This is a genomic window from Chania multitudinisentens RB-25, assembly GCF_000520015.2.
GTDB lineage: Bacteria > Pseudomonadota > Gammaproteobacteria > Enterobacterales > Enterobacteriaceae > Chania > Chania multitudinisentens.
The window spans coordinates 3,837,027-3,858,455 of record NZ_CP007044.2 but is presented as its reverse complement, the minus strand read 5'-3'; the positions used below and the strand labels follow the sequence as shown (position 1 = coordinate 3,858,455).

The 21,429-nt window shown below is 48.4% G+C and carries 20 protein-coding genes, 1 pseudogene and 1 other annotated feature; of the genes and pseudogenes, 12 read left to right on the top strand and 9 right to left on the bottom strand.

All coding sequences use genetic code 11. The features are described from left to right. Window positions 1–499: 499 nt before the first annotated feature. Window positions 500–1,162, top strand: a complete 663-nt coding sequence (locus tag Z042_RS16860) for a transglycosylase SLT domain-containing protein (protein ID WP_024913003.1) — start codon at window positions 500–502, stop codon at window positions 1,160–1,162. Window positions 1,163–1,306: 144 nt separating this feature from the next. Beyond that, a complete protein-coding gene (locus Z042_RS16855; protein WP_024913004.1) occupies window positions 1,307–2,191 on the top strand; it encodes a PHP domain-containing protein in 885 nt (294 codons plus the stop codon). 69 nt (window positions 2,192–2,260) lie between these two features. On the opposite strand, the gene Z042_RS16850 is transcribed toward Z042_RS16855, so the two are convergent. From Z042_RS16850 to Z042_RS16840, 3 genes are all read right to left on the bottom strand, one after another. Further along, on the bottom strand, window positions 2,261–2,950 hold the full coding sequence (locus Z042_RS16850) for a MarC family NAAT transporter (RefSeq protein WP_024913005.1): 690 nt from the start codon (window positions 2,948–2,950) through the stop codon (window positions 2,261–2,263). A 74-nt stretch (window positions 2,951–3,024) separates the two neighbouring features. Then, on the bottom strand, window positions 3,025–4,389 hold the full coding sequence (locus tag Z042_RS16845; protein WP_024913006.1) for an MATE family efflux transporter: 1,365 nt from the start codon (window positions 4,387–4,389) through the stop codon (window positions 3,025–3,027). Window positions 4,390–4,450: 61 nt separating this feature from the next. Next, window positions 4,451–5,029 (bottom strand): DUF2239 family protein, encoded by a 579-nt coding sequence (locus Z042_RS16840; protein WP_024913007.1) that lies wholly within the window; start codon window positions 5,027–5,029, stop codon window positions 4,451–4,453. A gap of 355 nt (window positions 5,030–5,384) precedes the next feature. Between Z042_RS16840 and thrS the strand changes: the two genes are divergently transcribed. From thrS to ihfA, 8 genes are all read left to right on the top strand, one after another. Further along, window positions 5,385–7,313: a threonine--tRNA ligase gene (thrS, locus tag Z042_RS16835; RefSeq protein WP_024913008.1), complete on the top strand. Its 1,929-nt coding sequence runs from the start codon at window positions 5,385–5,387 to the stop codon at window positions 7,311–7,313. Between the two features lie 3 nt (window positions 7,314–7,316). Beyond that, complete coding sequence (gene infC / locus Z042_RS25225) at window positions 7,317–7,868, top strand: translation initiation factor IF-3 (RefSeq protein WP_071882841.1); 552 nt, start codon at window positions 7,317–7,319, stop codon at window positions 7,866–7,868. A gap of 97 nt (window positions 7,869–7,965) precedes the next feature. Next, the gene (rpmI, locus tag Z042_RS16825; protein ID WP_004931418.1) at window positions 7,966–8,163 is read left to right on the top strand and encodes a 50S ribosomal protein L35; all 198 of its coding nucleotides are present in this window, start codon (window positions 7,966–7,968) and stop codon (window positions 8,161–8,163) included. 43 nt (window positions 8,164–8,206) lie between these two features. Continuing rightward, the gene (rplT, locus tag Z042_RS16820; RefSeq protein ID WP_004931417.1) at window positions 8,207–8,563 is read left to right on the top strand and encodes a 50S ribosomal protein L20; all 357 of its coding nucleotides are present in this window, start codon (window positions 8,207–8,209) and stop codon (window positions 8,561–8,563) included. 114 nt (window positions 8,564–8,677) lie between these two features. Next, window positions 8,678–8,802 (top strand) — a sequence feature (Phe leader region). Next, window positions 8,683–8,727: a pheST operon leader peptide PheM gene (pheM, locus tag Z042_RS26090; RefSeq protein ID WP_121626058.1), complete on the top strand. Its 45-nt coding sequence runs from the start codon at window positions 8,683–8,685 to the stop codon at window positions 8,725–8,727. It overlaps the preceding feature by 45 nt. A 139-nt stretch (window positions 8,803–8,941) precedes the next feature. Beyond that, window positions 8,942–9,925 (top strand): phenylalanine--tRNA ligase subunit alpha, encoded by a 984-nt coding sequence (gene pheS / locus Z042_RS16815; RefSeq protein ID WP_024913009.1) that lies wholly within the window; start codon window positions 8,942–8,944, stop codon window positions 9,923–9,925. A gap of 14 nt (window positions 9,926–9,939) precedes the next feature. After that, window positions 9,940–12,327, top strand: coding sequence for a phenylalanine--tRNA ligase subunit beta (gene pheT / locus Z042_RS16810; RefSeq protein WP_024913010.1), 2,388 nt, complete (start codon window positions 9,940–9,942; stop codon window positions 12,325–12,327). Between the two features lie 4 nt (window positions 12,328–12,331). Then, window positions 12,332–12,628, top strand: coding sequence for an integration host factor subunit alpha (gene ihfA / locus Z042_RS16805; RefSeq protein ID WP_004943604.1), 297 nt, complete (start codon window positions 12,332–12,334; stop codon window positions 12,626–12,628). Between the two features lie 821 nt (window positions 12,629–13,449). On the opposite strand, the gene Z042_RS16800 is transcribed toward ihfA, so the two are convergent. Beyond that, window positions 13,450–13,920, bottom strand: a complete 471-nt coding sequence (locus Z042_RS16800) for a RidA family protein (RefSeq protein ID WP_071882840.1) — start codon at window positions 13,918–13,920, stop codon at window positions 13,450–13,452. A 591-nt stretch (window positions 13,921–14,511) separates the two neighbouring features. Between Z042_RS16800 and Z042_RS16795 the strand changes: the two genes are divergently transcribed. Further along, window positions 14,512–14,958 carry a YcgN family cysteine cluster protein gene (locus Z042_RS16795; RefSeq protein WP_024913012.1) on the top strand — a complete coding sequence of 149 codons (447 nt, stop codon included), beginning with the start codon at window positions 14,512–14,514 and terminating at the stop codon, window positions 14,956–14,958. Here Z042_RS16795 and Z042_RS26895 read toward each other — a convergent pair. The 4 genes and pseudogenes from Z042_RS26895 to nhaB all read right to left on the bottom strand — a co-directional run bounded on the left by Z042_RS26895 (window position 14,925) and on the right by nhaB (window position 18,774). Then, window positions 14,925–15,206, bottom strand: a complete 282-nt coding sequence (locus Z042_RS26895) for a hypothetical protein (protein WP_417903507.1) — start codon at window positions 15,204–15,206, stop codon at window positions 14,925–14,927. The genes Z042_RS16795 and Z042_RS26895 overlap by 34 nt on opposite strands. After that, a pseudogene (locus Z042_RS16790) lies at window positions 15,125–15,958 on the bottom strand (Kdo hydroxylase family protein); the annotation flags it as partial. The pseudogene Z042_RS16790 and the gene Z042_RS26895, both read right to left, overlap by 82 nt. A 580-nt stretch (window positions 15,959–16,538) precedes the next feature. Continuing rightward, window positions 16,539–17,069: a disulfide bond formation protein DsbB gene (gene dsbB, locus Z042_RS16785; protein ID WP_024913014.1), complete on the bottom strand. Its 531-nt coding sequence runs from the start codon at window positions 17,067–17,069 to the stop codon at window positions 16,539–16,541. Window positions 17,070–17,190: 121 nt separating this feature from the next. Beyond that, a complete protein-coding gene (gene nhaB, locus Z042_RS16780; protein WP_024913015.1) occupies window positions 17,191–18,774 on the bottom strand; it encodes a sodium/proton antiporter NhaB in 1,584 nt (527 codons plus the stop codon). A gap of 246 nt (window positions 18,775–19,020) precedes the next feature. Between nhaB and fadR the strand changes: the two genes are divergently transcribed. Next, window positions 19,021–19,740, top strand: a complete 720-nt coding sequence (gene fadR, locus Z042_RS16775; protein ID WP_024913016.1) for a fatty acid metabolism transcriptional regulator FadR — start codon at window positions 19,021–19,023, stop codon at window positions 19,738–19,740. Between the two features lie 67 nt (window positions 19,741–19,807). Here fadR and Z042_RS16770 read toward each other — a convergent pair whose 3' ends face one another. Next, window positions 19,808–21,343, bottom strand: coding sequence for a SpoVR family protein (locus Z042_RS16770; RefSeq protein ID WP_024913017.1), 1,536 nt, complete (start codon window positions 21,341–21,343; stop codon window positions 19,808–19,810). Window positions 21,344–21,429 lie beyond the last annotated feature (86 nt).

Sequence of the window (21,429 nt, the reverse complement as noted above, 5' to 3'; positions counted from 1 at the left end):
ATTCAAATGAAAATGATTATTAATATCACTTAAGGTAAAGTCAAGCGCTACCAATATTCTGACAGTAAGTTATCTTCTTGTTAATCAAACAATACCACCAAGTAAGTCATATAGCATTTATGTATCAAGATGTAATCGTTTACCTCTAGCCATAAAGGCCGTAATGACCTCTTTGCCTCCTTCCCTAAGACCCTCCCCGCGAGTTATTGGGTGGTTTTCATAATTTATTATTTAATAGCAACATAGAAATGAAATGGCCGGTTTTTTTCAGCGGGAATAGCATATTTATGAGCTGCCAACGCAGGGGAACCCTGTTCGCACTAACGCAAAAAATCCTTTTCCTGTGAGCGGTAAACCACCACAAAATCCATGGGCGAGGATTGACTCATAGATATCCCTCTTGGTATATGGATAATCTGAGAATAGACCAAGAAAGTTATGCGGGCGTCCTGACAAGTTGTATATCTTACGCAACGTATTGAAAGGAATGAGGGATTCTGTGAAAACAAAAATCAGTTGCCTGACGGCAATCCTCTTGTTAGCCGGTTGTGCGCAAGACTCGCAGACAACGGGTAACACCACAAGCAGTGCTCCATCGGGTGGTTGGTTACAACCCCCACCGCAGAAATCAAGCAATCGAACGGGTACACCGGTCGCCTATAGTGATTATATCCGCCAGGCTGCCAGCCATTACGGCGTTGATGAAACGCTGATTAAAGCGATTATTCAGGTAGAGTCTGGGTTTAATCCGAACGTTGTCAGTACGTCGAATGCTGTGGGATTAATGCAGTTGAAAGCGTCTACTGCCGGGCGTGATGCCTACCGAATGAAAGGCAAGAACGGGCAACCGAGTTCACGTGAACTGAAAGATCCGGCGATCAATATTGATCTGGGAACGGCCTATATCAATATTCTGCAAAGCCAGCAGCTCGCTGGGATCACCAATCCACAAACGTTGCACTATGCCACCATTGTTGCTTACGTAAACGGTGCAGGAGCAATGTTGCGGACTTTCTCAGCGGATAAACGCGTGGCGGTAAACCGTATTAATCAGATGAGCCCAGATGAGTTTTATAAGCATATTCAGAAAAAGCATCCGGCACCGCAGGCACCGCGTTATTTATGGAAGGTGACTACCGCATACCAGGCGATGTCTGAATAATCTCCCCTTGCTTAACACAACTGGCCGTTATTATGGCCAGTGTTATTTCTCATCCATTAGTGAAAACGTGTCAATCCTCAAGGTATTTTTACCCCAATTTTAGTATGCCTTTTATTGGCTTTCTTTAATGTAAGGGATGTTGCCATGGAAAAGATTGATCTGCATATGCACTCGAACCATAGCGATGATGCAGATTTTCCGGTCGATGTGTTGATCGCTCGCTGCCGGGAACAAGGTATCGGTACGTTAGCTGTGACCGATCACAATTGTGCCGATTCAGTGCCACAGGCTAAGGCTCTGGCGTCCGATAATCTGAACGTGTTGGCGGGGATTGAGATCGATTGCACTTTCGCTGGGCGCAATTATCATCTGTTGGGGTATGGCTTTACGCCCAATGATGACTTTACCGAGATCCATAAAAATTTCAGCGCGATTCAGTGGGAACTGACACCGAAAAAGTTCGAAAAGCTGCGTGAGCTGAATTTCTATCTTGATGAACAGCGGTTGGAGCAGGTCTGCGGCGGGGCTATTCCGCAGGAAGAGCAGATGGGGGAGGTGATCCTTGAAGATGAACGTAATGATGATCATCCGCTGTTGCTGCCTTACCGTGCGGGGGGAGCCAGAGCAGATATGCCTTTAATCAACTTTTACTGGGATTTCTTTGGCCCAGGGAAAGTTTGTTACATGCCTGTCACCTATCCGGCCATGGGTAAAATGGTTGACGTGATCCGCCATAATGGCGGAATCCCCATCGTGGCGCATATTGGGGCCAACGTTAAACAGGATCACACCCAAGTGATTGATGAAATGCTGAAAGAAGGAGTGATGGGGGTTGAAGTGTTTTCCAGCTACCACTCGCCGGAGCTGGCGCAACAGCTGTATGAATTCACCGTTAGTCGTTCGGCATTGGTGACCTGTGGTAGTGATTTCCACGGGCGCAACAAACCAAAAATCGAAGTTGGGCAATGTGGGTATGGCGCACAACATCTTGCAGAAATACGCCGATTTGTCACGGTGGCCAGCGCATAATACCTTGCTGTTTTCAGTTCGGCTGACTTACAGCGTGCCATTCTGGCACGCTGTATTCTCTAGGGGCATTTAGGCGGCGTTCGATGGGAAGGTAGAGATAATCTCCAGTATGCCATTGATAATGAACTGCACCCCCATACAAACCAACAGAAAGCCCATCAGGCGGGATATGGCTTCAATACCGCTTTTGCCAACCAACTTCATGATCCCGGTAGAACTGCGCAGGCAGGCCCAGAGGATTATCGAAACCATAAAAAAGGTGGTGACAGGAGCAACCAATAAAACCCAATGAGCAAATCCCAGTGAGTTTTCTTTGATGCTCGATGCGGTACTGATGATCATCGCGATGGTGCCAGGCCCGGCGGTGCTTGGCATAGCGAGTGGCACAAAGGCGATATTGGCGGAGGTTTTTTTACGCAGCTCTTTATTTTTGGTTTCGACCTCAGGTGCTTCACCAGCCGTTTGTTGTGGAAACAGCATACGGAAACCGATAAAGGCAACAATCAATCCACCGGCGATACGCAGGCCAGGAATAGAGATCCCAAAGGTTTTCATCACCAGTTGGCCAGCATAAAACGCCACAGTCATGATGAAGAACACGTATACCGAAGCCATCAACGACTGCTGATTGCGTTCTTCATTCGTCATATTGCTCGATAAGCCAAGCAGCAATGCCACCGTGGTCAGCGGGTTGGCCAGCGGCAGTAATAAGACCAACCCCAGCCCGATGGCTTGAAACAACTGCAAAATGGTCAACATAAAAACAAACCCCAGAAAATAATGGACTATGGATGTCAGCAAAACGCCAGTCACGGCGTTTCATATCAATAAATCTACACCAAACGCTCGATCTTTTTGTGTCGCCATACCTGTCTGTAGAAAGTGGTTTGCAATACCAGCATTGTCAAATAAGTAATCGGGAATGCCATCCACACTCCCTCCAGGCCAAAGTGAGCGCTGAGAAGGTAGGCCGCAGGTAACTGCACCACCAGGATACACAGAATGGAAATTGACACTGGCACCAGCACGACACCGCTGGCTCGCATGATCCCACCCACGATAGCCTGAAAACCAAAGACCAACATGCTCCAAAGCATGATATGCAACAGATGTTCCGCCTGTGCCAGTACGCTGGGACTGGTGAGGAACAAACCCAATAACCAGTGTGAGAGCAGATATCCCAAAACGATCAGTGCTCCAGTTAGCCAGAAGTTGATCACTAACCCAGTGCGCAAAATGGGGCTGATACGTTCTGTATGCCCGCCACCGATAGCTTGAGCGCCGAGAATCGAAGCAGTTATGGCGATTGACAGCGCCGGGAACTGCACATAATTAACGATCTGTGTAACTGCACCGTAGGCTGCCGTTGCATCTGAACCGTGGCGGTTAACCAACGTCAGAATTGCCAGTTCAGAGATTGAAATCACCACCATCTGTAAGCCGGTCGGCAAGCCAATGCGTAGCACTTTGCGTAACACAACCGTATTAAGCCTTAATGCACCCAACATGGCACGATCAGGGGCCAGCACATGCTGTTTACGGCGAAGGCGTATCGCCAAATATGCCATGGCCAACGCATTACCCACCAGGCCAGCCAGTGCCGCACTCTGAATCCCCATAGGGGCAAACCCCAGCCAGCCCCGGATCAAAGCAGGAGTCAGCAACAGACCTACACTGGTTGACAGCAAAAGTGCCAGCAGTGGAGAAACCGTATCACTGACGCCGCGTAGCAACTGTGTGAACAGAACGAACACCAACAGCAGCGGCATAATCAGCATCATTATGCGGGCATAGGAGACGGCTTCTTCCAGCACATCTGGCGGCGTTCCCAGCGCCTGCAATGCAGGGCGCGCAAACAGAGAACCAAACACGGCAGCCAGCAGGCCAATGCTGATGCCCAGCATCAGTGCTGTTCCGGCGATGGTTTTCACTTTTTCCGGTTCGTTGGCGCCCCAGGCTTGCCCAATCAGCACGGATGCTCCGGCACCAACGCCGATAACCAGCGAAATAAAGAAAAATACGACGGGAAACATACCGGCAATGGCGGCCAGAGCATGAGTACCGAGCATTTGACCGATATAAATACCGTTGAGAGTGCCAGAAAATCCTTGCAGGAAATTGGACAGTACCATGGGAACTAAAAAGATCAGGTAAATGCGCCAAAGTGGCTTTTGCCTTTGCGGCGAACGGGTTTGCATGTAACGTTTTCCTGCGCCTAATGGAAATGTAATAGTTTCTTGTCATTGGGCTTGTGTGATGTCAGGACGTGAACGCATTACGGGTCATCCAGGCCAGATGTGCTTGTATATCGGCTGGCCAGGGTGCAATACGTTCGGCAAAAATATTACCATCGTGGCCAAACAAGGCACGCACGGCTTCTTCATAGCCAGGCAGAGAACCAGCGATCGCCGTCATAAAACGGTAGCCGTTCTCTTTTGCCCGGCGTCTATGGTCATGCTCTGCTGTGTTATGCCGCGCTTCATCAACCAAGCGGCGCAATGCGGCAGAGGCTCCACCACGCTGCTGTGCCAACCATTCCCAATGGCGGGGCAGGAGTGTCACTTCTCGTGCTACCACACCGAGCTTTGGCCGCCCTACGGAAGGTTGAGTGACGGGGTTAGCCTTCTGCGGCGGTGTGTTTTCCCCTGGTTGCACCCAGGTATAACCTTCTGGCCAGGGATAATCGACCTGCGTTCCTGTAGCATCATCGAACACCAACAGGCCACCGGCTGAAAGATCGAGTGTGGCCAGCATGTTGGCAACTTCAGGGTAAGAACCTGCGGCAACACGTTGGTAATGCAAAAATGCAGTACATGACGAAGAGGTATTCGTGTTCATCTTTATACCCGGGTTTTATTATTTTACCCGGGTTAATTTGAGGCGCTTATACCGAAAAGTCAAGCTCTGCGATATTCCGGCGATTTACCAATGAACTCGGTACACTTCATCCCCAACAGCAATAATCTGTGAATGCGGGGGCGATTGCACTTTATTTATCCTCTACAAATTTAATGTTACTATTCGCGGGGCTTTAACAGCCACTGAGAATATCTGTTTTTTCAATGCGTCAAGTTGGGCATCAATCTGGCAATTGTAGGCGAGATATGATGTGTAACTTACTTAATACTAACTGGAATATCTGTACTGCATGTGATCTGTCGTGTGGGTCACCACTGTAGATAAGGAATTATTAATGCCTGTTATTACTCTTCCTGACGGCAGTCAGCGTCAATATGAGCACGCCGTTTCCCCGATGGATGTCGCCCTTGATATCGGCCCTGGCCTTGCCAAAGCTTGTATTGCTGGCCGTGTTAACGGTGAACTGGTTGATGCCAGCGATCTGATCGAATCGGACGCGCAGTTGGCGATTATCACCATCAAAGATGCCGAAGGCTTGGAAATTATGCGCCACTCTTGTGCGCATCTGTTGGGCCATGCGATCAAACAACTGTGGCCAGACACTAAAATGGCTATCGGCCCGGTGATCGACAACGGTTTTTACTACGACGTTGATATTGACCGTACCCTGACGCAGGAAGATCTGGATCTGCTGGAGAAGCGGATGCATGAGTTGGCCGACAAAGATTATGACGTCATCAAGAAGAAAGTGAGCTGGCAGGAAGCCCGTGATACTTTTGCTGCCCGTGGTGAAAGCTACAAAGTGGCGATTCTGGATGAAAATATCAGCCGTGACGATCGTCCAGGTCTTTATCACCATGAAGAATATATCGATATGTGCCGTGGCCCGCACGTGCCGAACATGCGTTTTTGCCATCATTTCAAGCTGCAAAAAACCTCCGGTGCTTACTGGCGTGGCGACAGCAAAAACAAAATGCTGCAACGTGTTTATGGCACTGCGTGGGCAGATAAAAAACAGCTGAACGCTTATCTGCAACGTTTGGAAGAAGCGGCAAAGCGTGACCACCGTAAGATCGGCAAACAGCTTGACCTGTACCATATGCAGGAAGAAGCGCCGGGCATGGTGTTCTGGCACAATGATGGTTGGACCATTTTCCGCGAACTGGAAGCCTTTGTGCGTATGAAACTCAAAGAGTACCAGTATCAGGAAGTGAAAGGGCCATTGATGATGGACCGGGTGCTGTGGGAAAAAACCGGCCATTGGGAAAACTACAAAGACGCGATGTTCACCACCTCGTCAGAAAACCGTGAATATTGCATCAAGCCGATGAACTGCCCAGGCCATGTGCAGATCTTCAATCAGGGCCTAAAATCCTACCGTGACCTGCCGTTACGTATGGGCGAGTTTGGCAGTTGCCATCGTAATGAGCCTTCGGGTTCGCTACATGGTCTGATGCGCGTGCGTGGTTTCACTCAGGATGACGCCCATATCTTCTGTACTGAAGATCAGGTGCGTGCCGAAGTAAACGACTGCATCAAAATGGTCTACGATATGTATGGTCTTTTTGGCTTTGACAAGATCGCGGTGAAATTGTCTACGCGTCCAGAGAAGCGCATTGGCACCGACGATATGTGGACACGTGCTGAAGACGACCTGGCCGCTGCACTGACTGAAAACGGGATTCCGTTTGAATATCAGCCGGGTGAAGGTGCTTTCTACGGCCCTAAAATTGAATTTACCTTGCATGATTGTTTGGATCGCGCATGGCAATGTGGTACCGTGCAGCTCGATTTCTTCTTACCGGGCCGTTTAGGCGCGTCGTATGTCGGCGAAAACAACGAACGCGTGGTTCCGGTGATGATTCACCGCGCTATTCTTGGCTCCATGGAGCGTTTCATCGGTATCCTTACCGAAGAATATGCCGGTTTCTACCCAACCTGGATTGCTCCAGTGCAGGTAGTGGTGATGAATATCACCGACAGCCAGTCTGATTATGTCCAGCAATTGACCAAAAAACTGCAAGATGCAGGGATTAGAGCAAAAGCGGACTTGAGAAACGAGAAGATTGGCTTTAAAATTCGCGAACATACTTTACGTCGGGTTCCTTACATGTTGGTGTGCGGTGATAAAGAGGTCGAATCAGGCAAAGTTGCCGTTCGTACCCGCCGTGGCAAAGACCTGGGGAGCCTGGACGTAAGTGACGTCGTAGACAAGCTGCTGAAAGAGATTCGCAGCCGTAGTCTTCATCAACTGGAGGAATAAAGTATTAAAGGCGGAAAACGAGTTCAACCGGCGCGTCCAAATCGCATTAACAGAGAAATTCGCGCGCAAGAAGTTCGCCTAACCGGCGTCGATGGCGAGCAGATTGGTATTGTCAGTCTGAATGAAGCTCTTGAAAAAGCTGAGGAAGCGGGCGTCGATTTAGTAGAAATCAGCCCAAATGCCGAACCGCCAGTTTGCCGAATCATGGATTACGGCAAATTCCTCTACGAGAAGAGCAAGTCGACCAAAGAACAGAAGAAGAAGCAAAAAGTTATCCAGGTTAAGGAAATCAAATTCCGTCCTGGCACCGATGATGGCGACTATCAGGTCAAACTACGCAACCTGATTCGCTTTCTGGAAGATGGCGATAAAGCCAAAATCACCCTGCGGTTCCGTGGGCGTGAAATGGCGCACCAGCAGATCGGTATGGAAGTGCTTAACCGCGTCCGTAAAGATTTGTGTGAAGATATTGATCTGGCAGTGGTCGAATCCTTCCCTACGAAGATCGAAGGCCGTCAGATGATTATGGTGCTCGCACCCAAGAAGAAACAGTAAGGCTTCCAAGTAATCGAACCCACGCCGTGCAAGCGTGTGTGGGTTTTATTCGCCTCACTGATTCGTTGTTTAACAATGCGAAGTGGATTTAATTAACATGCCAAAAATTAAAACTGTACGTGGTGCAGCCAAGCGCTTCAAAAAAACCGGCAGCGGTGGTTTTAAGCGTAAACATGCTAACCTGCGTCATATTCTGACCAAAAAAGCAACCAAACGTAAACGTCACCTGCGCCCGAAAGGCATGGTGTCTAAGAACGATCTGGTCCTGGTAACTGCGTGCCTGCCGTACGCATAAGCCCTATTTTTTGAATCAAGAATAAGACTTTAGGAGAGAGCATATGGCTCGCGTAAAACGTGGTGTAATTGCACGCGCACGTCACAAAAAAATTATGAAGCAGGCGAAAGGTTACTACGGTGCCCGTTCGCGCGTCTATCGTGTTGCCTTCCAGGCAGTAATCAAAGCAGGCCAGTATGCTTACCGTGACCGTCGTCAACGTAAGCGTCAGTTCCGTCAGCTGTGGATTGCACGTATCAACGCTGCTGCTCGTCAGAATGGCTTGTCTTACAGCAAATTCATTAACGGCCTGAAAAAAGCCTCTATTGAAATTGACCGTAAGATCCTGGCTGATATCGCAGTATTCGACAAAGTGGCCTTTGGCGCGCTGGTTGAGAAAGCGAAAGCAGCTCTGGCGTAAGAAAGGCGAAGAGGGAGCTTGCTCCCTCTTTTAATCGTTGTTTTTAAAATACAAATATTGACTTTTATTGGCTTCCGCTATATCACTGGTTGTCAATCAATCGACAAGGTAATGCAAGCATGCACGCTGCTATTTTCCGTTTCTTTTTTTACTTTAGCGCCTGATTTCAGGAGGCTTTGCGCGTAAGAAAAGAAACGGAAAGTAGCGCCGAAGCCTCCCTTAGTGGAGGCTTTTTTGTTTCTGGCTATCTCTTTGTTTTTCAAGCTGTAGCGTTGTTAGCCACCGTTTGTAATTCATTGAAGATGAGCCCGAAGGCGTATTCGAATAATAACCAACCATGACTTAGCGGGCCGTTAGGGCCAGAGGAAGAGGAAAGCAATGCCAGATCTCGCAGAGCTGGTTGCCAAAGCTAAGGCAGCCGTAGAAGATGCCCAGGATGTTGTCGCGTTGGATTTGGTACGCGTCGAATATTTAGGCAAGAAAGGCCATTTTACCTTGCAGATGCAGTCACTGCGTGAAGTGCCAGCGGAAGAACGCCCGGCCGCCGGAGCGGTGATCAACCAAGCCAAACAGGAGGTGCAGGACGCGCTGAATGCGCGTAAGAACGCGATGGAGTCAGCCGTATTGAACGCACGCTTGGCGACTGAGACCATCGATGTTTCGCTGCCAGGCCGTCGCTTGGAAAATGGTGGCCTGCATCCTGTCACTCGCACGATTGACCGTATTGAAACATTCTTCGGCGAACTGGGTTTCTCCGTCGAAACCGGCCCGGAAATCGAAGATGACTATCACAACTTTGACGCTCTGAATATTCCCGCCCATCACCCGGCGCGTGCCGATCACGATACTTTCTGGTTTGATGCCACCCGCCTTCTGCGCACTCAAACTTCTGGCGTGCAGATCCGTACCATGAAGAACCAGCAACCGCCAATCCGCATTATTGCACCCGGCCGTGTTTATCGTAACGATTACGATCAAACACATACGCCAATGTTCCATCAAATGGAAGGCTTGATTGTTGATAAAGACATCAGTTTTACCAATTTGAAAGGAACACTGCATGATTTCCTGAACAACTTCTTTGAAGAAGATTTACAGGTGCGTTTCCGTCCTTCTTATTTTCCCTTCACTGAACCTTCAGCAGAAGTCGATGTAATGGGGAAAAACGGCAAATGGCTGGAAGTGCTGGGTTGTGGCATGGTGCACCCGAACGTACTGCGCAATGTTGGTATTGATCCAGAGGTTTACTCTGGCTTTGCCTTTGGCATGGGGATGGAGCGTTTGACGATGCTACGTTACGGTGTCACTGATTTACGCGCGTTCTTCGAAAACGATCTGCGTTTCCTCAAACAGTTTAAGTAAGGCGGGAATATCACATGAAATTCAGTGAACTCTGGTTGCGCGAGTGGGTAAACCCGGCCATCAGCAGTGAAGCATTATCCGATCAAATCACCATGGCTGGCCTGGAAGTGGACGGCGTCGAATCCGTTGCCGGTGCCTTCAACGGTGTGGTGGTCGGCCATGTCATGGAGTGTGGGCAGCATCCTAACGCCGACAAATTGCGCGTAACAAAGGTTGATGTCGGTGGCGATCGCCTGTTGGACATCGTTTGTGGTGCACCAAACTGCCGTGCTGGCCTAAAAGTTGCCGTTGCTACCGTTGGTGCGGTATTACCAGGTGATTTTAAAATTAAAGCGGCCAAGCTGCGTGGTGAACCCTCGGAAGGCATGTTGTGCTCGTTTTCCGAATTAGCGATCTCTGAGGATCACGACGGCATTATTGAGCTGCCTCAAGATGCGCCAATTGGTACCGATATTCGTGAATATTTAAAGCTTGATGACAACACGATCGAAATCAGCGTCACCCCGAACCGTGCCGATTGTCTGGGTATTATCGGTGTAGCGCGTGATGTTGCCGTGTTGAACCAATTGCCACTCGATGAGCCGGACATGAGCCCGGTGGCTGCAACCATCAACGACGTCCTGCCAATCCGTGTAGAGGCACCACAGGCGTGCCCCCGTTATCTGGGCCGAGTAGTGAAGGGCATCAATGTGAAAGCGCCTTCACCGTTGTGGATGCGTGAAAAACTGCGCCGCTGTGGGATTCGCTCCATTGATGCCGTGGTGGACGTCACCAACTATGTGCTGATGGAGCTGGGCCAACCCATGCATGCGTTCGATCTGAATCGCATTGAAGGTGGGATTGTGGTGCGCATGGCCAATGAAGACGAAACGCTGCGCCTGCTGGATGGCAACGAAGCCAAATTGAACGCAGATACCCTAGTGATCGCCGATCATCATAAAGCGTTGGCGATGGGGGGCATTTTTGGCGGTGAACACTCCGGTGTGAACGGTGAAACCCAGAACGTATTGCTGGAATGCGCATTCTTCAGCCCGCTATCAATTACCGGTCGTGCCCGCCGTCATGGCCTGCATACTGATGCCTCTCACCGTTACGAGCGCGGTGTGGACCCGGCGTTGCAATATAAAGCCATGGAGCGGGCAACACGTTTGTTGCTTGAAATCTGTGGTGGTCAGGCCGGGCCTATTATTGATGTGACTGATGAGAATGCGTTGCCAAAACGTGCCTCTATCACATTACGCCGCGAAAAGCTGGATCGTCTGATTGGCCATGTGGTGCCAACTGAGCAGGTGAGCGATATTTTGCGCCGCCTTGGCTGCCAGGTGACTGAACAGGGCAACAACTGGCTGGCAGTTGCACCAAGCTGGCGTTTCGATATGGAGATCGAAGAAGATCTGGTAGAAGAAGTGGCCCGAGTGTACGGCTACAACAATATTCCAGATATCCCTGTGCGTGCCGATCTGGTAATGACCCAACATCGTGAATCCGATCTGGCGCTGAAGTGTGCAAAAAACATGTTGGTTGATCACGGTTTCCAGGAAGCGATTACCTACAGTTTTGTCGATCCGAAAATACAGGCGCTGTTACATCCAGGTGAAGAAGCGCTGATCCTGCCAAGCCCAATCTCGGTAGAAATGTCTGCAATGCGCCTGTCGCTGTGGACGGGGTTGCTATCTGCGGTGGTGTATAACCAGAATCGTCAACAATCCCGTGTACGCCTGTTCGAAAGTGGCCTGCGCTTTGTGCCTGATACTACGGCAAATCTGGGTATCCGTCAGGACGTCATGCTGTCTGGCGTCATTGCCGGGCATACCCATGATGAACATTGGGATCTGGCAAAAAAACCGGTGGACTTCTATGATTTGAAAGGGGATCTGGAGTCTGTGCTTGAGCTGACGGGCCAATTATCTGAAATTCAGTTCAAGGCAGAGGCCCATTCGGCCCTCCACCCAGGGCAAAGTGCGGCAATTTATTTGCACGGTGAACGCGTAGGTTTCATCGGTGTTATTCACCCAGAACTTGAGCGTAAACTGGATCTTAACAGCCGTACGGTGGTGTTTGAACTGGAGTGGAATAAGGTCGCAACCCGCGCCGTGCCTCAAGCGCGTGAAATTTCTCGCTTCCCTGCAAACCGTCGTGATATTGCGGTTGTTGTTGCTGAAAACATCGCCGCAGAAGATATTTTGGCAGAGTGTAAGAAAGTTGGCGTAAATCAGGTAGTTGGCGTAAACTTGTTTGATGTGTACCGTGGCAAGGGCGTAGCAGAGGGTTACAAGAGCCTGGCTATCAGTCTGGTATTGCAGGATACCGCTCGTACACTGGAAGAAGAGGAGATTGCCGCTACCGTTGCAAAATGTGTAGAGGCTCTAAAGCAGCGATTCCAAGCATCCTTGAGGGATTGAACCTATGGCGCTTACTAAAGCTGAAATGTCAGAACACCTGTTTGAGAAGCTAGGGCTTAGCAAACGGGATGCCAAAGATCTGGTAGAACTGTTTTTTGAAGAGGTACGACGGGCTCTAGAAAACGGTGAGCAGGTAAAACTGTCAGGTTTTGGTAATTTTGATTTGCGTGACAAGAACCAACGTCCGGGACGCAACCCGAAAACCGGTGAGGACATTCCGATTACGGCGCGCCGCGTGGTCACTTTCCGTCCGGGGCAAAAACTGAAAAGCCGGGTAGAGAACGCAAGCCCGAAAGAGTAGGTTGCATAAAACTAAAAAGGCCGCATCTGCGGCCTTTTTTCTGCGATATGGTTGGGGATACTCAATGTCCGGCTAGGTTTCTGGTGGGTATCAGTAAAACCGATCGGCAATGTATTAATGATGTTATCTTTTTTACGCTTACGGAGCTTGTTTAACACTATCTTGGCAAGCGTAATTATTATAAGTATTGAAGGAGAAAATGAGATTCAGAAGGCGATACTTTTTAACTGCTTTTTTTTTTTCTAACTACGCAAAAATAGTAGACAAAATAGCCGAGCCAGCTAGCCAAGAATGAAAATAGAAACCACAGGGCTTTTTCTGAGCCATGAACACGCGAGAAAAAAGTGGTAAAATAAGCGGGGCAACAAACAAGAGCAATATTATTAAGTGAAAAATCGAAATACCATCTATGACAGTCATAACCCTTTAATGTATCGACAGTTAAATGTAGTGATTGTGTTCCGAGTTAAGATTTGCTGCTCGGGTGCCATAGAATTACATGACGAAATTGATTGTATTTCATCCAAATGAAGTTAACCACATTATCATTGTTAATTTATCGTTAAATGGAATGGGCTCGCTGGATGTACTAAGTTCATACTTCATTGATACACTGGTAAGATAAAAAGGGTAGTGATACTGATGTTGTTTGGCCGGTGTATCCTACGCTCGCACATTACTGCTTGCTCCCGCTTGCAGTATTCTTTTCTATGTAAACTAAACACTCGAAACTTTCTCAGAACAGGCGTGTGCAGTGCGCAACCTTCATCCGTATCGGCGTGCTTGTTTGAGGCTGATACGGATGAGGTATTGTACCTGGGCTATTTTGCAGCGATACATTCCACTTCCGCTTTGGCTCCCAGTGCCAGGCCATTGACACCGAAAGCACTGCGTGCAGGGTAAGGTTTGCTAAAAAAAGTTTTATAAACTTCGTTGAATTCAGCCCATTCAGACATGTCAGCTAACATGACGGTACATTTCACGATATCTTTCATTTCATATCCCTTTGCAGCCAGGGATGACTGAATGTTCTCAAAAATCTTTTTTGTTTCTGCTTTGATTCCACCAGGAATAACCTTAAAAGAATTATCCGCTTGTTTTTCAGAGGCGATCTCGCCAGAAAGGAAAAGTATATTACCAACTTTCACACCATCGGAAAAAGGAAGGCCTGCAAACTTTCCAGAATCAAAAAAGTGTACATTGCTTCCCGCTGTTATGTTTTTTTCTGCTGCTGATGTCACTCCAAAAATAAACATTGACGCTATGATGGCAAAATATGCTTTTTTCAACATAGAGGCGTTCCTTTTATGTAATGGTTTGAAAGTCTAGTTCCATATTTTTACAGGTGATAATTACAATAAAACTCAACTTTCAGGGCTGGAGGAAAGTTGCTTGATTAATAAGTGAAAGTGAATATTAAGTCACGGGCTGGGTATTGATAGAGACAGTTTTTGTGAAAATCAGGCATAACAGATTATATTCAGCAGATTCCAGGATGCAGATAGGCGAGAACTGAATAAGCCCAAGGCGTTGGGGTAATTTAATGAGTTGGGTGAATGAAAGCGGTTAATAACCCGGCAACTTGAAAGGTGATGGGGTAGATGATTTTGACAGGTGTGAGAGCAGTAAGAAGTAAGTGGTTTGTTGGGAGGGGGTACTTTTTGCAATCTTTCCTTGGCGCAGTTTATTAATCGAATATCGATTATCAGCGACGTCTTATCAAGCTGTTGGCGATGATTTTGGCCAGCCTGACCAGGGGTAACTAGCGCTAGAAGGTTGGGGCCAAGCGGTTGGGTTATTTCCTTTTGCCGTGAGTGTCTATATAGTGCCCCCTTGAAGCCTGCACACAGGCACTCTGTTCATTTACCTATTCGGATGTCGATATGTCACAACGCCCTTTTTGGCAACAGAAAACGCTGAACGAAATGTCTGAGGCAGAGTGGGAGTCGTTGTGTGACGGTTGTGGGCAATGTTGTCTGAATAAGCTGATCGACGAAGATACTGATGAAATTTATTTCACCAACGTTGCCTGCGATCAGCTCAATATCAAATCCTGTCAGTGCCGTAATTATGAGCGTCGCTTTGAATTGGAAGAAGACTGTATCAAGCTGACGCGTGAAAACCTCACTACATTCGATTGGTTACCGCCAACCTGTGCTTATCGACTGATTGGCGAAGGCAAACCTTTATTTGCTTGGCATCCGCTGAACAGTGGCTCAAAGGCAGCAATGCATGGGGAGCGTATTACGGTTCGCCATATTGCTGTGCGCGAAAGTGAGGTGGTGGATTGGCAGGATCACATCTTAAACAAACCGAGCTGGGCCAGGTAACTACAATTATTTTGAGTGTTGTTGATGGCCATCGGGGGGCGTAATATACGTCGCCCCCAACTGGAATAAAGCACATCTGAAAAGTTATTGATAACGCAGATTAAACCAGAGGTTTGTGAAGCAGCGTTTCCAATACTTTCAGCGGTGCATTCTGCGGCGTTTTCATCGCGTTGACGGGCAACAAAAAAGTCTGTTCCAGCATAAATTGCCCTGCCATTGCTGCGTGCGGTGTTTGATCGGAAAAACAAATCCAACTACTTCCCGGCGGGAATTCAACAGCCTGCTGCGGGCCATTTTTTTGGTATTCCAGGTCAGCTTTCATTACATCATGCATTTGCAGCATCAGATGGTCGTAATGGCTGCGGTGGGTTTTGGTAATGCCGATTTTATCCTGCAACCAACTGATAAAGGGTGAATAAGGCTTGAGTCGGGGCAAAAAACGTTGCGCCAGCTCAGGGAAGGGTTCCCCGACGCGCCAAAGACGGTTTTCCCCATGGGGATTGATATTGGTGAAGATGCGTAGAATACGTTCACCGTAATTAGGGCGTGAAGGGAAGGCATCAACATGAAGACGAGTATCATCTTTGCGCCATGAGGTACTGGCTTTCCAGGCAGAAATCGGGTGCAGACGCAGGCTATTGGTCGGCATGTGCAGTGCATGACGATATTCGGGTAATACAGATATGATCAGTGCTTGGCAGGCTTGGTGGTGGCGCGCCAATAGTTTTTGCACCATTTCATACTTGTCTGCCAATGCAACGCCGGTCAGTTTTTGTTGTTCTGGCTGGTAGCTGATATTTTTGCGTTTCGGATCGACCAACTCTGGGGTAAGCAATTTTTTTTCAGCTTCGCTCAGATTGAAGGCCAAATGAGGAAAAAATAATACTTTGCCTTGCTCTAGGGCTGCGACGGCGTCAATGGAGGCAAGAGGAACATCACTCCAATCTTGATGGGGAAGCGTTATAACAGCAGCTTCCTGGTTTGTTCTGGTCTCTGGCATACAGCGTTCCTTCGGGCCTTTTTCGTAGAATGAGCTTGGTACTACGTACCTTGGAGGTTGGGATGTGGCATTTGATACTCTGTCTATCATAAGCCCTTTATAGCCAGAATAGGGTAGGTGAGATTCAATAAGTTGTCAGCGAAGGTAAAAATAGCACGAATAGAGAACCCAACGTGGGCGCTTTATTTATTGCCAATTTTGTTGCCTGTTCGAAGCAAAGATATTTTCAGTGAATAAAAGGTGAGCTATTAATATTGATGCTTAACAGGATGTATTCATTTTTTAAAACATATATCAGTGGAAAACTACGGGGTTATTGCAGCCTCAACTTTATGTTATGTAAATAACACCAAAAAATCTTACATTGAGCTTCTTTTTAAACAAAATGTTAGGTAATTTGTGGGGTATCCCGCCCAGTTATGAGATTTTTATGATGAAGATGGCACGTTTGTTTGCCTTGGCTGGAGCACTGATTGTGCTCGTTTACTTCTTTACGCATACGTGATGTAAGGGAGGTTCTGAAATTTCAGGCAATTCACTAAAAACGGCACCTGAGGGTGCCGTTTTAGGTAAATTTGTTTTAGCGACCAAAGAGATCGCGTCTGCGCTGGCGAACAAACTGGCTGAGTAACACCAATACACCCACCAACAGATAGGCAGCAAAAATTCCCACCAGCCATTGCGGCATTTCCAGTGACAGGAACTGCCATTGGCGTTGGCTACAGTCACCTGAAGCGTGGAATACTGCGGGAAGCCATTTATCAAGCGGCAACCAGGATGGGAAATTAACGAAGAAATCACAGGTGTTAAACGGCGAAGGATGCAACTGGATCATGGTGTGTTTCCATGCCAACTGCATGCCTGTCCAGGCACTGTATATCCAAAGCAGAATCGCGACATAACGCAGCGGTGTTTTTGGCGCGATAGCACCAATCAGCCCCGCGCCCAAAATACCAAACAGAGCAAGGCGCTCGTAGATACACATCACACAAGGTTGCAACAGCATTACATGCTGAAAATAAAGAGCAACCAACTCCAGAACCAAGGCAGTCAGGGCCATCAGCAGCCAAGCACCGCGCCCTTGCGAGCAACGGTTAAAGAATTGCAACATATGTTTGTTCTTCCATGCAGTAAGCAATTGAACCGGCAGTGTAAACCAATTCCCCCTCGCTGCCAGCCATCTGGACACTATTCAGTGAAAAATAATCACTGCCTGCGAGGGGATATAGTGATTAATGTGCAGTGGTTGGGGCCACTACGTCAAGTAATGGCGATGTCAGCCACTGCCATTGGGTGAGTAAATCGGTAGCCGGAGTTAGGATATACTGCACGCAAAGCAGGCCAACCAGTGTCATGACTAATGTATAAGGCATAGCCATCCAGACCATACGGCCATAAGACAATCGTACCAAAGGCGCCAGTGCTGAGGTTAGCAGAAACAGGAAGGCAGCCTGGCCGTTTGGCGTGGCAACCGAAGGCAGATTGGTGCCGGTATTAATAGCTACCGCCAGCATTTCAAATTGCTCAAGTGAAATAGCCCCGTTTTCTAATGCCGCACGTGCTTCATTAATATACACCGAACCGACAAAAACGTTGTCAGAAACAGAAGACAGCAACCCATTAAACAGATAGAACAAGGAAAGTTGTGCAGAGGGTTCGGCTTGCAGCACAAACTGAATCACTGGTGCAAACAGGCGTTGTTCAACAATCACGGTGACGACGGTAAAAAACACGGTTAACAAAGCCGTAAAGGGCAGCGCCTCTTGAAAGGCTTTGCCGATAGCGTGCTCATCGGTGATCCCACACAGAGCAGTGGCCAGAATGATCACGGAGAGGCCAATCAACCCAACTTCCGCCAGATGGAAAGCCAATGCAATCACCAGCCAGACACCAATCAAAGCCTGGATGACCAGCTTTATTTTCTCTTGGCGGTTACGTTTGGCGCTGGCTTTCTGGTCGAATTCTCTCAACACTTCTCGCACAGATTCCGGCAATTTCGCACCGTAACCAAATACGGCAAAGCGTTCAACCAGCAGGCAGACGATTAGGCCACAAACAAATACCGGCAGCGTAACGGGGGCCATCCGTAGGAAAAAGTCACCAAAACCCCATCCGGCACTTTTGGCGATGATCAGATTCTGAGGTTCGCCCACCATGGTCATAACACCGCCCAAAGCAGTGCCGACACCGGCGTGCATCAGCAGGCTGCGTAAAAAGGCACGGAACTGCCCCAGAGTCTGTTTATGGTCAGGGTTGTCAATACAACTGTCGTCGCTGATATCAGGGATTTTATCTGTACTATTGGACGTGACGTTGTGGTAAATCGAATAAAAACCGGTGCTAACGCTGATGACGACGGCAATGACCGTCAAAGCATCAAGGAAGGCGGAAAGTAGCGCTGCCGAAATGCAAAACGCTAGCGACAAGAGCATTTTAGAACGAATATTGAGCAACAGTTTGGTAAAGACAAACAGCAGTAACTGTTTCATAAAATAGATGCCTGCTACCATAAACACTAATAGCAGCAGTACCTCAAGATTGTTGGCTATTTCTGCACTGACATGTGCAGGGCTGGTCATCCCAATCAGCACGGCTTCTATAGCCAATAACCCACCGGGTTGTAATGGATAACATTTCAATGCCATTGCCAGCGTGAAGATAAACTCAATGACCAGTAACCAGCCAGCAATAAAGGGGCTGACCAGAAAGAACACTAACGGATTAATAATCAGAAAACTGATGATGGTTAATTTATACCAGTCGGGGGACGAGCCGAGGAAATTCCTCATCAGTGCTGAGTGTATTGTCATATTCATGCTGTTTTCGCGGAGTCTGCTGGAGAGTTAACGCGTTATACCCTAACAACGGTGGTGGGTGCGATGCAATCTAAGGTGGGTGCGGGCGGTGAAAAATTGCCGTAGAACGCTGTCTTAGTATATTTTTTGCCAGGTTATGCACATTTTCGTTTAATGTTTTTTGCTCGTACTATGTGATGCCTCGGCGATCTGGTATGATCATCGGATTACTATTACTGCTTATCGTTGCTACGGAACGTCAAACACATGGTCATAAAGGCGCAGAGTCCTGCCGGTTTCGCGGAAGAATATATTATTGAAAGTATTTGGAATAATCGCTTCCCCCCTGGCTCTATTTTGCCCGCGGAGCGTGAGCTTTCAGAGCTGATAGGTGTCACGCGTACGACATTACGTGAAGTTTTACAGCGATTAGCCCGTGATGGCTGGTTGACCATTCAGCATGGCAAACCCACCAAAGTAAACAATTATTGGGAAACTTCAGGCCTTAATATTCTGGAAACCTTGGCGCGCCTCGATCACAACAGCGTGCCACAGCTGATTGATAATTTGCTGGCCGTGCGCACCAATATTGCGTCGATCTTTATTCGCGCTGCCGTGCGTAATCACCCGGAACAGGCTCAGGAAGTGCTGGCGAAAGCCACCCAGGTTGCAGATCAGGCTGATGCATTTAATCACCTGGATTATGAAATTTTCCGCGGGCTGGCTTTTGCCTCAGGTAACCCGATTTATGGCTTGATTCTTAATGGCCTGAAAGGATTGTATACCCGGGTTGGGCGTTACTACTTCTCTAACCCGGAAGCGCGTAAATTGGCGCTGAATTTCTACAGCAAGCTTTCTACTTTATGCCATGAAAAAATGTACGATCAGGTGATGGATTGCGTGCGACGTTACGGCAAAGACAGCGGGGCGATCTGGCACAGTATGCAGGGCACCATGCCAAGCGATCTGACAGAAGTTCGCCGCTAATCTTTCCTTGCATATAACACTAAAAAGGGGCACATGCGGTATGTGCCCCTTTTGTCATTTTACTGGTTTATAACGGCATGGCTCGCGGAGGGCAACGATCCAATAACTCTACGCTGCCATCTTCGTTTTGTTGTTCCATAATGATGTCAAACCCCCACAGCCGGTGCAGATGTTTCATGACCTCCCGGCGGCTTTTATCCAGCGGTGCGCGATCTTGCGGAATATAGCGCAGCGTCAGCGAACGATCGCCACGCAGATCAACATTCCAGATCTGAATATTGGGTTCGTGATTGCTCAGATTATACTGGGCCGACAGCTCCTGACGTATCGCGCGATAACCTGCCTCATTGTGGATCGCCGAGATTTCCAGGTAATTGTTGCGATCGTCATCCAGCACGGTAAACAGGCGGAAGTCACGCATTACTTTGGGCGACAGGAACTGGCTGATAAAGCTTTCATCCTTGAAATCGCGCATGGCAAAATGCAGCGTATCCAGCCAATCCTTGCCCGCGATATCTGGGAACCAGTAGCGATCTTCTTCAGTCGGTGCCTGGCAGATCCGTTTGATATCCTGGAACATGGCAAAGCCCAGAGCATACGGGTTAATACCGTTGTAATACGGGCTGTTGTACGGTGGTTGATAGACCACGTTGGTATGGCTGTGCAGGAATTCCAGCATGAAACGATCCGTCACACGCCCCTCATCATAAAGATGGTTAAGAATGGTGTAGTGCCAGAAGGTGGCCCAACCTTCATTCATCACCTGCGTTTGTTTTTGCGGATAGAAGTACTGGCTCACCTTGCGCACGATGCGCAACACTTCACGTTGCCAAGGCTCCAGCAGCGGGGCATTTTTCTCCATAAAGTAGAGAATGTTTTCCTGCGGCTCACGCGGATAACGCAGCGCCTGTTCTGGCAGAGCCTCGCGGTCTACGCGTGGCAGGGTTTTCCACAAAGAGTTAACCTGGCTTTGCAGGTACTCTTCCCGGCTTTTCTGGCGCGCTTTCTCTTCCAGCAACGAGATTTTTTGCGGCCGTTTGTAACGATCAACGCCGTAATTCATCAGCGCATGGCAGGAATCCAGCAGTTTTTCCACTTCTTCAACGCCATAACGCTCTTCGCACTGGCTGATGTAGTGGCGGGCAAACAGCAGATAATCCACGATGGAGCTGGCATCGGTCCAACTGCGGAAGAGATAGTTGTTTTTGAAAAAGGAATTGTGCCCATAACAGGCATGCGCCATCACCAACGCCTGCATGGTGATGGTATTTTCTTCCATCAGGTAGGCAATGCATGGGTTGGAGTTGATCACGATTTCATAGGCCAAACCTTGCTGGCCTTGTTTATAGCGTTGCTCGGTTTCAATGAATTTTTTACCGAACGACCAGTGAGTATAGTTAATTGGCATCCCGACGCTGGAGTAGGCATCCATCATCTGTTCAGAGGTAATAACCTCGATTTGATGTGGGTAGGTGTTGAGCCGGTAGTGTTTAGCAACCCGGTCAATTTGCTCCAGATAAACTTGCAGCAACTCAAACGTCCAATCTGGCCCGTCGCTCAGACGTTTATCTTCCTTAACTTTTTTATGTGTCGAAGTAGTCATCAGCGCACCCTCGTTATTAACGGACTCTGCTCATTTTGGCTGGCCCTGTATCAATCATAGCTCAAGTTGAAATAAGCCTTTTTAAA

Excerpts from the sequence above, each read along its gene's own strand:
- fadR (WP_024913016.1), top strand. The coding sequence starts at position 19,021 with ATGGTCATAAAGGCGCAGAGTCCTGCCGGTTTCGCGGAAGAATATATT.
- pheT (WP_024913010.1), top strand. The coding sequence starts at position 9,940 with ATGAAATTCAGTGAACTCTGGTTGCGCGAGTGGGTAAACCCGGCCATC.
- nhaB (WP_024913015.1), bottom strand. The coding sequence starts at position 18,774 with ATGAATATGACAATACACTCAGCACTGATGAGGAATTTCCTCGGCTCG.
- Z042_RS16855 (WP_024913004.1), top strand. The coding sequence starts at position 1,307 with ATGGAAAAGATTGATCTGCATATGCACTCGAACCATAGCGATGATGCA.
- Z042_RS16850 (WP_024913005.1), bottom strand. The coding sequence starts at position 2,950 with ATGTTGACCATTTTGCAGTTGTTTCAAGCCATCGGGCTGGGGTTGGTC.
- Z042_RS16845 (WP_024913006.1), bottom strand. The coding sequence starts at position 4,389 with ATGCAAACCCGTTCGCCGCAAAGGCAAAAGCCACTTTGGCGCATTTAC.
- Z042_RS16800 (WP_071882840.1), bottom strand. The coding sequence starts at position 13,920 with ATGTTGAAAAAAGCATATTTTGCCATCATAGCGTCAATGTTTATTTTT.
- dsbB (WP_024913014.1), bottom strand. The coding sequence starts at position 17,069 with ATGTTGCAATTCTTTAACCGTTGCTCGCAAGGGCGCGGTGCTTGGCTG.
- ihfA (WP_004943604.1), top strand. The coding sequence starts at position 12,332 with ATGGCGCTTACTAAAGCTGAAATGTCAGAACACCTGTTTGAGAAGCTA.
- rpmI (WP_004931418.1), top strand. The coding sequence starts at position 7,966 with ATGCCAAAAATTAAAACTGTACGTGGTGCAGCCAAGCGCTTCAAAAAA.
- pheS (WP_024913009.1), top strand. The coding sequence starts at position 8,942 with ATGCCAGATCTCGCAGAGCTGGTTGCCAAAGCTAAGGCAGCCGTAGAA.
- Z042_RS16795 (WP_024913012.1), top strand. The coding sequence starts at position 14,512 with ATGTCACAACGCCCTTTTTGGCAACAGAAAACGCTGAACGAAATGTCT.
- thrS (WP_024913008.1), top strand. The coding sequence starts at position 5,385 with ATGCCTGTTATTACTCTTCCTGACGGCAGTCAGCGTCAATATGAGCAC.
- rplT (WP_004931417.1), top strand. The coding sequence starts at position 8,207 with ATGGCTCGCGTAAAACGTGGTGTAATTGCACGCGCACGTCACAAAAAA.
- Z042_RS16770 (WP_024913017.1), bottom strand. The coding sequence starts at position 21,343 with ATGACTACTTCGACACATAAAAAAGTTAAGGAAGATAAACGTCTGAGC.
- Z042_RS16840 (WP_024913007.1), bottom strand. The coding sequence starts at position 5,029 with ATGAACACGAATACCTCTTCGTCATGTACTGCATTTTTGCATTACCAA.